Source organism: Sphingobacterium psychroaquaticum, assembly GCF_900177625.1.
GTDB lineage: Bacteria > Bacteroidota > Bacteroidia > Sphingobacteriales > Sphingobacteriaceae > Sphingobacterium > Sphingobacterium psychroaquaticum.
In genome coordinates this window covers 1070971-1084028 of record NZ_FXAU01000001.1, presented here as the reverse complement: position 1 = coordinate 1084028, position 13058 = coordinate 1070971, and the positions used below count along the sequence as shown (strand labels likewise).

The 13058-nt window shown below is 40.2% G+C and carries 13 protein-coding genes; 9 read left to right on the top strand and 4 right to left on the bottom strand.

Going from position 1 to position 13058, the window contains the following annotated elements; genetic code table 11:
• Positions 1-8: 8 nt before the first annotated feature.
• On the bottom strand, positions 9-1010 hold the full coding sequence (gene trpS / locus B9Y69_RS04365; protein ID WP_085471751.1) for a tryptophan--tRNA ligase: 1002 nt from the start codon (positions 1008-1010) through the stop codon (positions 9-11).
• Between the two features lie 68 nt (positions 1011-1078).
• On the opposite strand from trpS, the gene B9Y69_RS04360 reads away from it, so the two are divergent.
• Entirely contained in the window at positions 1079-1777 is a 699-nt protein-coding gene (locus B9Y69_RS04360; RefSeq protein ID WP_085471750.1) for a hypothetical protein, read from the top strand.
• 22 nt (positions 1778-1799) lie between these two features.
• Here the strand turns inward: B9Y69_RS04360 and mazG are convergent, their stop codons facing one another.
• Positions 1800-2603 (bottom strand): nucleoside triphosphate pyrophosphohydrolase, encoded by an 804-nt coding sequence (mazG, locus tag B9Y69_RS04355; RefSeq protein ID WP_085471749.1) that lies wholly within the window; start codon positions 2601-2603, stop codon positions 1800-1802.
• 79 nt (positions 2604-2682) lie between these two features.
• Between mazG and B9Y69_RS04350 the strand changes: the two genes are divergently transcribed.
• The 5 genes from B9Y69_RS04350 (at position 2683) to B9Y69_RS04330 (ending at position 7580) form a co-directional block, all read left to right on the top strand.
• Positions 2683-3228: a DUF1543 domain-containing protein gene (locus B9Y69_RS04350; RefSeq protein ID WP_085471748.1), complete on the top strand. Its 546-nt coding sequence runs from the start codon at positions 2683-2685 to the stop codon at positions 3226-3228.
• 50 nt (positions 3229-3278) lie between these two features.
• Positions 3279-3839, top strand: coding sequence for a Crp/Fnr family transcriptional regulator (locus B9Y69_RS04345; protein WP_085471747.1), 561 nt, complete (start codon positions 3279-3281; stop codon positions 3837-3839).
• 88 nt (positions 3840-3927) lie between these two features.
• The gene (locus B9Y69_RS04340; RefSeq protein WP_085471746.1) at positions 3928-5319 is read left to right on the top strand and encodes a TolC family protein; all 1392 of its coding nucleotides are present in this window, start codon (positions 3928-3930) and stop codon (positions 5317-5319) included.
• A gap of 2 nt (positions 5320-5321) precedes the next feature.
• Entirely contained in the window at positions 5322-6281 is a 960-nt protein-coding gene (locus B9Y69_RS04335) for an HlyD family secretion protein (RefSeq protein WP_085471745.1), read from the top strand.
• Between the two features lie 141 nt (positions 6282-6422).
• Positions 6423-7580, top strand: coding sequence for an ABC transporter permease (locus tag B9Y69_RS04330; protein ID WP_085471744.1), 1158 nt, complete (start codon positions 6423-6425; stop codon positions 7578-7580).
• 11 nt (positions 7581-7591) lie between these two features.
• Here B9Y69_RS04330 and B9Y69_RS04325 read toward each other — a convergent pair whose 3' ends face one another.
• Positions 7592-8917 carry a hemolysin family protein gene (locus B9Y69_RS04325; protein WP_085471743.1) on the bottom strand — a complete coding sequence of 442 codons (1326 nt, stop codon included), beginning with the start codon at positions 8915-8917 and terminating at the stop codon, positions 7592-7594.
• Positions 8918-9278: 361 nt separating this feature from the next.
• Here B9Y69_RS04325 and B9Y69_RS04320 point away from each other — a divergent pair, with 361 nt between their 5' ends.
• Positions 9279-10391, top strand: a complete 1113-nt coding sequence (locus B9Y69_RS04320; protein ID WP_085471742.1) for a phosphotransferase enzyme family protein — start codon at positions 9279-9281, stop codon at positions 10389-10391.
• Between the two features lie 10 nt (positions 10392-10401).
• A complete protein-coding gene (locus B9Y69_RS04315; RefSeq protein WP_085471741.1) occupies positions 10402-11043 on the top strand; it encodes a carbohydrate-binding family 9-like protein in 642 nt (213 codons plus the stop codon).
• A 13-nt stretch (positions 11044-11056) separates the two neighbouring features.
• On the opposite strand, the gene B9Y69_RS04310 is transcribed toward B9Y69_RS04315, so the two are convergent.
• Positions 11057-11959: a 1-aminocyclopropane-1-carboxylate deaminase/D-cysteine desulfhydrase gene (locus B9Y69_RS04310; protein WP_085471740.1), complete on the bottom strand. Its 903-nt coding sequence runs from the start codon at positions 11957-11959 to the stop codon at positions 11057-11059.
• 52 nt (positions 11960-12011) lie between these two features.
• Between B9Y69_RS04310 and B9Y69_RS04305 the strand changes: the two genes are divergently transcribed.
• Complete coding sequence (locus B9Y69_RS04305; protein ID WP_085471739.1) at positions 12012-13058, top strand: RluA family pseudouridine synthase; 1047 nt, start codon at positions 12012-12014, stop codon at positions 13056-13058.

Sequence of the window (13058 nt, the reverse complement as noted above, 5' to 3'; positions counted from 1 at the left end):
ACTGTGTGTTAATACAGCTTTTTTATACCGATTATTTCGCGAACTTCACGTATGGTCTTGCGTGCACTTTCGCTTGCTTTCTCTGCACCGAGACGAATAACCTTTTGGATATACTCGTCATCATTAGAAATATCCTCAATCCGAGAACGAACAGGTTCTGTAGCTAAAACCATATCCTCCGCCAATTGTTTTTTGAAATCACCGTAACGGATTTCACAATTATTGTAGAGTCCCTCAAAGTGAGCTAACGTATCTGGTGTTGACACCACCTTCATCAGATCAAACAGATTTTGAATAGCTTCCGGTTTTGGTTGGTTCATCTCTGTAGGTCCCGAATCAGAAACGGCACGCATTACTTTTTTACGTACAACATCAGCCGAGTCGCTGAGGTAAACACAGCTCGCGTCACCGTTAGATTTTCCCATTTTCCCATTGCCGTCGAGACCAGGTATTTTAACTAACTTATCACTGTACGAAAAAGCAAAGGCTTCTTTAAAGTATTCCACATCATACAATCGGTTAAAACGGTTACCGAATGTACGTGTCATCTCCAAATGTTGCTCTTGATCTTTACCAACAGGCACTTTCGTGCCATGATGAATCAAAATATCACAAGCCATTAATACGGGATAGGTCAGAAGACCTGCATTGACATTGTCTGGACTTGCACGAACCTTGTCTTTAAACGCTGTAGCGCGCTCTAATTCACCGAGATAGGCATTCATGTTCATGTACAAGTAAAGCTCGGCTACCTCGGGTACATCTGACTGTACATATATCGTTGATTTTTCCGGATCGATCCCTGCCGCCAGGTACTCCACCACAACTTGTCTTACCGTACGGCTTAAATCACCGGGCGTCGGGTGTGTCGTTAACGAGTGTAAATCCGCTATAAAAAAGAAGCAATTGTACTCATCTTGCATTTTTACAAAATTTCCCAATGCACCATAATAGTTACCTAAGTGTAATTTTCCGGTACTTCTAATACCGCTAACAACAGTTTCCTTCATGTCGCAAATTTAAGTATTAATTGCTAATTAAGCTAGGTATCGCCCTATAAGTTTGCTATTTTTACGTCATGAACATAAAGGTTATTTTAAGTACGCTATTTTTAGGTATAGCCTTATCAGGTGCGGTACACGCGCAGGTTAAAACACTGCTTTTTGAAGACGAATTATGTAGTTACAAAGGGTTTTATGATAGTAAAAAGTATACGGAAAGACAGCTGAAGGATACGTATACGCTTGTTACATCTTATGGCTATGTTGGTGACGAAGGCACCTTAGCAGAGATGACAGCCCGATATACGGCAGAAATTGACCGGCTAAAGAAGCTACAAATTGCAAATTCTTCCTATTTCAAGAATTTACAGCAGGATGTGCTTAACTATGTGCAACAAACATTCGCCTTGAAGAAGGTTCAAAAACAAGCTAAACAGAATCCGCAAGCATTAACAACCGCAGTTAAAAAGGGAGGAGCAGCCTATACTTATGGAATTGCACTCCAGAATGGTGGTACCGAATTGTTAGAATCTTATAAAACCTTAACCTTGCAACAAATGAAGAATAATGCAGCGCCGGATCATTTATGGGATCAATATACTACTACTATTGCGCGAGCCGATAAATTGGAGAAAGCTTTTGCCTATGTGCTTGTTTATGGCTGGTGGAATAGTGCGAACAGGGAAGTTCATCATATTGAATATGATGGAACACAGTCCGAACAGTATCGGAAACTGTTTACAAAAATAGAAACAATAGATTGTGATGAGCCCTGATTAAGGGCTCGTCCTGTTGTCGTTATAACTTCTTAGCTTCGTTCCAGTAGACATCCATTTCTGCCAAACTCATATCTTTCAATTGTTGCCCATTTTCGGATGCTCGTTTTTCCAAATGGTTAAAGCGAAAAATGAATTTTTTATTTGTCCGTTCTAATGCATTTTCGGGGTTCAATCCCAGGTGTCTACCATAGTTAATCAAGGAAAAAAGTAAATCACCAAATTCTGCTTCAGCACGATCTTGATCTATTTCTTCTCCTTGTGTGAGGTTGAATTCATTTTTAAACTCTTCCAGTTCCTCTTCCACTTTTGCCCAAACTTCTGTCTTGTCTTCCCAATCAAAACCTACACCACGCACTTTATCTTGGATACGATAAGCTTTCACCAAGGCTGGCAATCCTTTGGGGACACCAGATAATACGGAGCGGTTACCTTCTTTTAATTTAATCTGTTCCCAATTGCTCTTGACAACGTCCTCTGTTTCTGCTTCTACATCGCCGTAAATATGAGGGTGTCGGGTGATTAGCTTATCGCAAACAGCATTCAAACTATCGACAATATCAAATTGCTTTTGCTCCGAAGCGATCTTGGCATAAAACACCAAGTGCACCATTACATCGCCTAATTCTTTCTTTACTTCATCATAATCTTTATCCAAAATAGCATCCGTCAGCTCATAAAGTTCCTCAATACTCAATAAACGCAGCGATTCCATCGTTTGTTTACGATCCCAAGGACATTCTACGCGTAGGGTGTCAATAATTGTTACTAAACGCTCAAAGGCGCCTCCAGGTGTATGTTGTGTTTCTGGTGCTTGATGTGCCATATTACTCCGATTAATGCTACAAAACTACTATTATTATTCCGTTTAACTTACTATATTCGTTGGTATAGAAAGCTGTTCAATGGGTAAAAAATTATTTATGGTGCTCTTGGGTTGTAAGCCTCCAGGTCGCCACACCGAACAACATGACATGTATTTCGGAATCTCAGACGCGTTAAAAGATTTAGTCAATCCGATGCAAGCTTTTTGGCCCGAGGCGAAAGGAGAAATGCATGTTGATATCTGGCGACATGTGACATCCGTTATGGGGTATAATGTTAAAGTTGTACCAAAAGGCACACCCCAAAAAAACAACAAGAAGCTTTATTTTGTGAATTTGGGAGGCTATAGGGAGGATGACTTTGAAGAATATCACTACAAGCAATTGGTCGTCGCTGAGAGTACGGAAGAGGCAGCATCCCTAGCCCGAGAAACGGATTTCTATAAACAGGTGGTAACACCTCATATCGATGATCATTATGGAGTGGATGTGGATGATATATTTGAAATTATGGATATCCTTCCGCTTGACTGTAAGCAAACATATTCACTGGAAATCACAACCGATAAGTCTGCTGGTAATGACCCCTTACATATTGGCTACCTCAAGTTCATAGATCTACTATAAAATTTGTCCAACCTGCTTTGTAACTCGTCAGAAAAGGTTATTTTAGTCAGATGCAACTGATTCCTTATTTAGAAATGAATTACGGCTTGTCGGACCAGGTACTACAAGAAATCGATAAAGCAAGTGTAACTAAACAGCACGGAAAGAAATGTACGATTTTGGAGGCTGGTAACTATGCTAAAAATATCTTTTTCATTGAAAAAGGGCTCGTTCGATTGTTTTATTTTAAAGGTGGAAAAGCGATTACTCATTATTTTTTTAAGGAAGGTGACTTTGTCGCAGGAGCCGAAAGTACATTTCTACAGCGCAAATCTGTTTACGGTATCGAGGTTCTAGAAGAAGCGGTGATTACTGCGGTTCCCTTTTCCTTGATCAACACGCTTGCTGTGGATTCTATAGCGGTCAATAAGCTTATACAATCCATCTTATTACAGTCTCTCATCGGTTTCTCCTCGCGCTTACAAAGCCTGCAGTTTGAGACAGCCCATGAAAGATATCAGAAACTTATTAACCAACACCCAGAGATCTTATTACGGGCACCATTAGGCGATATTGCTTCGTTTTTAGGCATATCGCAGCAAACGTTAAGTGTCATACGAGCGCAACGATAAAATGCGTCCAAAAATTTTTTTTTAAGATATCTGAAAAATTTGAAACTATAAATAGCTGACCTTTGTTTCATAATAAATAAAGGATACTATGAGAAAGAAATGGTTTTGGTTTTTATACCTGTCCTTTGGTGTGGTAGCACACCAAAGCGTCGTAGCCCAAACCGGAATAGCGCCGCAAGTGAAGGGCGCTATCAAACAATCGTTTCAAGCCAGTAGAGAACTCAAAATAAAGTCATTAGAGGTAGACAAAACAGTATTGGAGGCTGACGGTGTGCGCGCAAAAAAGCTTCCACATGTTGATGCAACAGGGTTGTATGGTTTTGTCTATACAAACGGTAGCTTGGATATCCCTACACTCACTATTCCCATTCTCAATGTAGGATTGTTTGAAGGTGCGAGTGCATTTACAATGCGTACACAAGCTGCTTATGCCGGTGTTTCGGTTAAACAAGTCCTGTTCTCAGGGCTGCAAATTCCAAATGGTGAAAAGGCTTTACAAGAAAAGTCAAAAGCACAGGCTCTTTTAATGGAATCGGGCAAGGAGGGTATGGCAAAGGAACTCATTGCAGCCTTTGATCAGCTGATGTTGCTTGGAGAAGTCGATAAATTAATCGCTGACTCTGAAAAAAGGCTATCAAAAGAGCAGGAAAAAGTAAATAAAGCCATTATGAACGGTTTAGCTATTCCTTATGACCGCGATAAACTAAAACTAGCCTTACTCGAACTTGAGGCCAAGAAAGTGGAAGTAGAGGGAAATAGGGATCTGTTGGTAAAAAAAATCAGACAGGAGACGGCCTTATCAGAAGAGGAAGTCCGGGAGGTACAATATGAATTAGTTGCCATTCTGCTTGCTGAGGTCCCCACGGATGTCCAAGATCGCAAAGAGCTACAAGCACTACAGGCATCTTCTCGTGCGTATGACTACTTATACAAGAAAGAAAAAGGCGCTGCTTTACCTATGTTATTTGCCTTTGGTTCCGCAAATTACCTCAATGTATTCGATACGCACCTTTCACTAAAAAATAGACCACTAGTAGGGGATGTCGATTTATCAAATAATCATTTAAAAGGAAGACCGAATTTAATGGTTGGTATCGGTGCGAAGTGGGATATTTTCAATGGAGGCGAACATAAGAGCAAAGTGAAACAAGTACAGGCCGATCAAGCTATAAATACACTCAAGCTTCAAGATACAGAAGAGAAATTGAATTTACTTTTGGAGAAAAATAAAGTAGGCTATGCCGTCTCCAATCAAAAACTTCACGTAGGTGAGCAGCAAATAAAAGTTGCAGAGAATAATTTACGCTTGGCATCGAAACAATATCAGGCGGGTTTAATTGATGTAACGGAGTTGCTTGCCGCAGAAAACGATTGGTATAAAGTGAACCTCGGTTATTATGGACATGTCATGGAGCAACGTCTTACTGCAATTGAACTTCTACACGGTACAGGAAAATTATTACAAACTATATACGAGTAACAATGAAACATATATATATACTGATTTCGATAGCTTTACTTTGCTCTTGTCGATCAAAAAACGAAGATAAATCTACCGTGGAAGGGAAGGTCGAGCGAGAGCAGATAACGGTGGTAACTAAGGTTCCTGGCAAGATCGAAAAGATCTTAGTTAGTGAAGGAAGCATGGTACATGCTGGCGACACACTTGCAATTTTAAGTATACCGGAAGTGGATGCGAAAGCAGAGCAAGCACAAGGTGCTTTACAATCGGCTGATGCGCAATACAATATGTCTGTTAAAGGGGCAACGAGTGGGCAGTTGGTGCAACTAGAAGCCAAAGTGGCGGGTTTAAAAGAGCAGTATGAGTTTGCGAAAAAATCGATAGAACGATTGGATAACCTGTTGCGTGATAGCCTGATTCCGCAGCAGAAATACGATGAAACATACGCGAAATTCCAAGGTGCTAAAAATCAATATCTAGCAGCACAAGCTGAAATTGCTGAAGCTCGGAATGGGGCGCGCTTGGAGCAACAGATCATGGCATTGGGACAAAAGGAACGCGCGCAAGGAGCTGTAGCCGAGGTAAAGGTAGCCGCAGCAGAAAAATATGTCATTGCGCCACAGGATATGAGTATCGAATCGATTAACCTAAAAGTAGGCGAGTTGGCACTTGCGGGCTATCCGATTGTTAATGGATTTCTAGAAAACTCAACCTACTTCAGGTTTACCATTCCTGAAAATAAGATTTCCTCATTGCAAAAGGGGAGCGAGGTAACGTTGACAGCGCCATACTTTAATAATAAAGTAATCAAAGGTAAGGTTGTTGCTGTAAAAGCATTGAATTCATATGCTAATATTGCCACGGCATATCCAGACTATGATAATCAGTTGGCGCTCTTTGAGATCAAAGTCGTCCCACAGGATCCAACTGCCGCAAATGAACTATTAACAAAGACATTGGTTGTTTTGAGTAATAAGTAGTTGATAAATAGTAGTTGATAGATAGTAGATGGTAGAGCCACAAGATATTGTGGCTAGTTGAAAGTATCAGCAATAGACGTAAAATCAAAACTACAAACTATAAACTACATACCATGAACTATAAACTATAAACTTTATAATTTGAAAACACTTTTAGAACTTATTGGTCGCGAGTTTACCTTATTCTACAAGAACAAGGTTTTATTGGTACTTTTCTTAGGGGCTCCGATACTCTATGGTGTATTAATTGGCCATGTGTATCAGCAGGGCAAGGTTACCCAGATGCCTATCGTTGTTGTCAATGAAGATAATGGACCGATGAGCCAAACGTTTATCGACATGCTTCGAGATAATGAAAGTATCCGCGTGGCACAAATATTACCCTCTTTATTTTCTTCGAAAGACGTGGCGCTGACACATGAAGCAACAACCATTGTGCATATTCCGCGAGATTTTAGTTCGGGCATACAGCAAAACAGACTGCCAGAACTGACCCTTTTTGTCGATGGTTCGAACACGTTGACTTCCAATACCGCAATGATGGCCGTGAACGTATGTGCAATGACCATGAAAGCGGGTATTCAAATCCAATCACAAATGAAGAAGGGCGTACCTGCATACATTGCAACACAGCAGTATGAGCCTTTTAAGACCACCATTGTAAAGCAAAATATCAGGAGCGGAAACTATCTTTATTTCATGCTTCCAGGGGTATTGATAACGGTTCTACAACAGGTATTACTACTCGCTTTAGCACTCACGTTCTCTTCTGAATTCGAGAATAATACGTTTGGGAACCTCGTTGCCAAAATGCCGAATGTTTTCGGGCTTATTATCGTTAAAATTGTTCCTTACATGCTCATGTCAGTGGGTATAATCGCATTATACTGGGGATTTGGTAAATACTACAAAATGCCTTTGTATGCTGATTTTTGGTGGTTTACCTTATGTACTTTTGTATTTATTCTAGCCGTTTGCTTTATCGGTATATTGGTAAGTGCAGTATTACCATCGCAGCTAAAAGCAACCGAAGTATTAATGGTTATCGCAACACCGGCATTCATATTAAGCGGGTTTACTTGGCCGGCAAGCTTGATGCCCACTTGGGTACAGTGGATCGCTAATGTAATTCCATCCACACACTACCTGCGCATTTTTCGTCTCATGTTCATCCAACATGGAGAAAACTACCATACAGACAAAGCATTAATTGCATTATCAATCATAGCAATAGTTAGCTTTATCCTCGTCGTTATAGTATTGGCGTGGAAGATGAAGAAAGTAAAAGCTGAAAAATAAAAGAGACGCTATTAATCTTCGTTTTCTGTGATATTGTTACCTAAGGGATTTATCTTAGAAACCAAAACTTTATCTATACGGTGACCGTCGAGGTCAATAACTTCGATACGATAATTTTTGAAAACAATGGATTCTCCTTCAAGTGGTATATGATCGAGTGTTAAAAATACAAGCCCACCAACGGTTGTGACATTGGAGAGCTCATCCTCATCATCTTCATCCAAAGCAATATCAAAGTAGGTGAAAAAGTCAGAAATATGCATCCGACCGTCCACCAAAAATGTACCGTCTTCTCGCTTTGTAATCTGCGTTTCGCCCGTATTGCGATCGATATCCAAATCACCAAACAGTGCACGTACAATATCTTTAGTTGATACGATACCTTGTGGAATACCATATTCGTCTATTACCACCGCTAACTGTGACCTTGTATTTTTAAAGATATCCAATACGCTACTTGCGTAACTATTTTCGTTCACAAAGGGAACGGGTTCGATGAGATCTTCCAAGTTAATTGTTTTCTCGTCAATATAATGTTTAAGAAAGGTTTTTACATGCACAATACCTCGGACACGATCGAAACTACCATCTACCACCGGGAATTCAGTATGCTCTGAATTACGAATAATAGCTTTGTTTTCATCGATGGTATTTTGCAAATCCAAACTGTCGATATCAGAACGGTGAACCATAAGGTTACGCGCTTTTTTGTCTCCCAATAAAAGCAAACGATCCATAATATCATGCTCAAAATCTTCAATAACACCGCTATCGACACCTTCGTCAACAAGTGCTTTAATCTCTTCCTCGGTCACTGTGTTTTTAGAGACCTTAATATTTAACATCTTCACGATGGCATCGGTGGATGCGCTAAGTAACCAAACAAATGGTTTTACCAGTTTACTTAAGAAAAGCATAGGGGCAGCAACAAACATCGCATACTTCTCTGGAATTGCCATACCGATTCGCTTTGGAACAAGTTCTCCTATAACAAGCGAAAGATATGTAATGACTAAAACAACCAATAGCACCGAAATTTGTTGACTGTAAGGAGCCAAAAAACCAATCTGATTAAATTGTTCTGCAAGGAAAGAAGATAGCGTACCGCCACTAAAAAAACCAGTTAAAATACCAATAAGCGTAATTCCAATTTGAACGGTAGACAAAAACTGATTTGGATTTTCTTTTAATGCTAGAGCTGTTTTGGCCGCCTTGTTGTTTTTATCGGCCGCTGCTTGTAGCCGTGCTTTTCGACTTGAAACGATAGAAATCTCTGAAGCAGATAGAATACCATTTAAAATTATAAGAGCAAGAATTATGAGTATCTCAGTGAGCATATAGTTGAATTTGTCTCTCTAAACTTAAAAAAAAAGGATGTAAAACCAAAATTAATATCCGTAACGGTTCATCTACTGGTGTATACCTTATGGTTCTCCTGATGACAGACCTTGGATCTTTCATGATTTCGTGAAAACAAGCCTTTGGGCTTTGGTAAAGCGTTTTATCAAAACTAAACTAAGTTTAGTATAAATACACAATAAGAGCGCGATATGTAAATTAGTTGATACAAAAAAGCGATCCTCTTTCCACGAAAAGAAGTGCAAACGTTTGTCTTTATTGTAGGCTTTTCTTTTCCATAATATTTATAGATATTGGCTTTCTGTAAGCATAAATTATGTTAATTTTTGAAAGTTTCTAATGTTTGATTATAAAAATAATATTGAATTCGTAGCGGCAAACCAGTTTAGAATTAAGGGCGAAATCTTAAATATAGATCGCTTCGGATCGGGACATATAAATGATACTTTTTGTGTTCGCACAGATGCCTCTAATGGTAAAAGCTATTTATTACAACGCATAAATCATCATATTTTTTCCAATGTGGAGGGCTTGATGCACAATACGAAAATTGTGTTAGATCATCTAAAAGCAAAACTAGCACATCTTGGTACAGAGTATGTAGAAAAAAGTACGCTAACGCTGATTCCGACAATAGGGGATGGCCTTTATCATCAAGATGAAAAAGGTGATTACTGGCGCATGTTCTTGTTATTGGAGAACACCAAAAGTTATGATATTGTGGAGACCCCTCAACAGGCATTTTCTGGAGGACAGGCTTTCGGTCAATTTCAAAAAAGACTATCAGATCTGGATGCCCGTAATTTGGTAGAGATCCTTCCCAATTTTCATAACATTGATTTTCGGATGGATAATCTCCGAAAAGCGATTGCGGACAATAAAGCAGGTCGGGTAGATGCCGTCTCTGATATACTTGCCTATATTTTCGAACGTGAAGAGCGTATGCGTAATATACTCAAAATGGCTAACGCAGGCGAACTCCCATTACGTATCACCCATAATGACACCAAATTCAATAATGTTTTATTGGACCAGGATGACAATGTACAGTGTGTAATAGATTTAGATACGGTTATGCCCGGGTATGTGGCCTATGATTTTGGAGATGCAATCCGTACGATTATCAACTCCGCTGCTGAAGATGAGGAGGATGTAACAAAAGTGGTGTTAAATATCCCGCTGTTTCAAGCATATACAGAGGGGTATCTAAGCGAGGCAAGAGAATTCTTGACTGATGCAGAGATGAATTCGTTGCTTGACGGTGTGTTTTTGCTTCCTTTCATGCAAGCTGTACGTTTCTTGACCGACTATATCGACGGTGATACATACTATAAGATACATTATCCGGAACATAATTTGGTAAGAACAAAATCACAGCTTAAATTAGTGCAGGAATTAGAGCTTCATGAAGAAGAACTAGCCGCTATACTAACAGAAAATATTACTAAATAAGCACAGCTATATGTCTATATTACATGTTCCCCAAGTCGAAGTTCAGGTCCATAATTTTGATTATCATGCCTTACAGCAGCAGTTAACTGGACAGGAATGGCATGAAATAGGACATGTAAATTGGCCTGCGGAATATCCATATAAGCCCAAGGTAGCGTTTCAGATTGTACATAATGGATCATCCATCGTATTGCACTATGCCGTTGAAGAGGATTATGTGAAAGCGCAATACATCCGTCCAAATGAGGCCGTATGGGAAGATAGTTGTGTAGAGTTCTTTCTTTCTTTGGACAATAAAGAGACCTACTATAACATAGAGTTTAATGTATTAGGTACGGGACTGATTGGTTATGGACCAGGAGTAAAGAGTGAAAGAAATCGACTTACGCAGGAAGAGATTGAGCAGGTTTCGACAGCAACTTCAGTTGTGCAAAGATCGGGTGCAAAAAAGTGGAATATGATTATGGTTATTCCTGCCCTCGTGTTCAATAAGCAAGGGGACATAACTTTGTCTGGACTTCGTGCCTTTGGCAATTTCTACAAGTGCGGCGATGCATTGCCGCAGCCACATTTTATCTCGTGGAGCCCAATCGGACATCCTACACCCAATTTTCATCTCCCTGCATTTTTTGGGGAGCTGATCTTTGAATAGTCGAAAAGTTGAATTAAAATTTATCCTGCATACCCAAAAATCCTGTTAAGCCACCTGTGTGTACTAACAGGATTTTTGATTTTGGAGCAAAGTAACCTTGCTTTGCCAGATCATAGACCGCATAAAAAAGCTTACCAGTATAGGTCGGCTCTATTAAAATCCCCGTTTCTTGTGTAAATGTTTTAATGAAATCAATCAGTTCAGGTTTCGTTTTGGCGTATCCGCCGAAATGATAATCGGTATGGAGCGTAATATGGTCTGTTGTTATGCCCAACGCCGCAACCTCGTCGCGGATAAAATCACCTCCTTTTAATACAGGAACACCATGGAGCGCTGGTGCCTCTGCTGTAGGTGCTGTATCTAAACCTGAGCCTAAACCTAGCGAAAGTCCGGCCAAAGTAGCACCGGTGCCACAAGCGCAGAACAGGTGGGTATAATTGTCTTGAAGCTCCTCGATCAGTTCACTGACACCTTCTGCCGCAGCTCTGCTATAACCACCTTCATCAATAAAATAACTCGCTGGGTCTTCACCAAAGTGTTGCGCATAAAGTAGTTCTTTGTTTTTGTATGCTTCCCGATCCACAAAGTGCAGCTGCATACCAAAGGTACGACATAAGGTTAGAACTGTGTTGTGCACTTCCTCACCGCGCACAAAGGCATGCGTCTGAAAGCCGAATTTAGCACCAGCACAGGCTGTTGCTAATAAATGGTTCGACCACGCACCTCCGAAAGTGACAAGGGTCGTTTTTCCTTTTTGGTAAGCATCTTGAAGGGGATACTTTAACTTACGCCACTTATTTCCTGATATATAGGGGTGTATCATGTCGTCCCGTTTTACAAAAAAACGGAGATCTAACCCTTGGAATAAGGTCGTCACTATTTCTTCTTCAGGACTAAAAAAATCAAATCTCAGCATATTTACGTGACCAAAGTTAGTAGATTTTAAAGGATTTCAATACTTTTGTGTGATGGTAGAAGATTTAGATTTACAAGAACAGGACGAACAGGAGTTGTTTGAGCATTTACGTATCGAAGCAGATAAAGGACAAGCTTTGTTGCGCTTAGATAAGTTCCTGATGAACAGGGTGGAAAACACTTCCAGAAACCGGATTCAAAATGCAATTGAGGCGGACAACGTTCTTGTGAATGGTAAGATCGTAAAAGCAAGTTATAAAGTTAAACCGCTGGATGTGATCACGGTAGTGTTGCCGGATCCTCCACGTGATACAGAAGTTTACCCAGAGGATATCCCTTTGGATATTACGTATGAAGATGATGATCTGCTGATTGTGAATAAAGCGCCTGGAATGGTCGTTCATCCGGGATACAATAATTATACAGGAACATTGGTCAACGCATTGACCCATCACCTTAACCAGCTTCCAACGATGCCCGGTAATACTGGACGCCCTGGACTGGTTCACCGCATTGATAAGGATACATCGGGCTTACTTGTTATCGCTAAAAATGAATGGGCGATGACTTTTTTAGCTAAGCAGTTCTTTGAACACAGCTTAGAACGTAAGTATATTGCTTTGGTATGGGGCGATATTGCGGAGGATGGAACGATTAAAGGTTATATTGGTCGCAACCTAAAAGATCGTCGTATTATGGAGCTTTATCAGGAGCCTGAGCAGGGACGATGGGCCGTGACACACTACAAAGTGTTGGAACGTTTAGGTTATGTAACGCTATTGGAGTGCGAACTGGAGACGGGACGTACGCATCAAATTCGTGCAAGCTTAAAATCTATTGGACATCCGTTATTTTCTGATGAGGTTTATGGTGGGGATAAGATCTTGAAGGGGACTGTTTTTAATAAGTATAAACAGTTTGTCCAGAACTGTTTCGAGATTTTACCGAGACAGGCACTTCATGCGAAATCACTGGGATTTATACATCCTAAAACGAAAGAAAAGGTTTACTTTGAAGAACCGCTACCGGCTGATTTCCAGGCGGGGTTAGACAAATGGCGTTCTTATGCTGCTATACTGCCATCAGATTCTAATGGTTGA

Excerpts from the sequence above, each read along its gene's own strand:
- trpS (WP_085471751.1), bottom strand. The coding sequence starts at position 1,010 with ATGAAGGAAACTGTTGTTAGCGGTATTAGAAGTACCGGAAAATTACAC.
- B9Y69_RS04360 (WP_085471750.1), top strand. The coding sequence starts at position 1,079 with ATGAACATAAAGGTTATTTTAAGTACGCTATTTTTAGGTATAGCCTTA.
- mazG (WP_085471749.1), bottom strand. The coding sequence starts at position 2,603 with ATGGCACATCAAGCACCAGAAACACAACATACACCTGGAGGCGCCTTT.
- B9Y69_RS04350 (WP_085471748.1), top strand. The coding sequence starts at position 2,683 with ATGGGTAAAAAATTATTTATGGTGCTCTTGGGTTGTAAGCCTCCAGGT.
- B9Y69_RS04345 (WP_085471747.1), top strand. The coding sequence starts at position 3,279 with ATGCAACTGATTCCTTATTTAGAAATGAATTACGGCTTGTCGGACCAG.
- B9Y69_RS04340 (WP_085471746.1), top strand. The coding sequence starts at position 3,928 with ATGAGAAAGAAATGGTTTTGGTTTTTATACCTGTCCTTTGGTGTGGTA.
- B9Y69_RS04335 (WP_085471745.1), top strand. The coding sequence starts at position 5,322 with ATGAAACATATATATATACTGATTTCGATAGCTTTACTTTGCTCTTGT.
- B9Y69_RS04325 (WP_085471743.1), bottom strand. The coding sequence starts at position 8,917 with ATGCTCACTGAGATACTCATAATTCTTGCTCTTATAATTTTAAATGGT.
- B9Y69_RS04320 (WP_085471742.1), top strand. The coding sequence starts at position 9,279 with ATGTTTGATTATAAAAATAATATTGAATTCGTAGCGGCAAACCAGTTT.
- B9Y69_RS04315 (WP_085471741.1), top strand. The coding sequence starts at position 10,402 with ATGTCTATATTACATGTTCCCCAAGTCGAAGTTCAGGTCCATAATTTT.
- B9Y69_RS04310 (WP_085471740.1), bottom strand. The coding sequence starts at position 11,959 with ATGCTGAGATTTGATTTTTTTAGTCCTGAAGAAGAAATAGTGACGACC.
- B9Y69_RS04305 (WP_085471739.1), top strand. The coding sequence starts at position 12,012 with ATGGTAGAAGATTTAGATTTACAAGAACAGGACGAACAGGAGTTGTTT.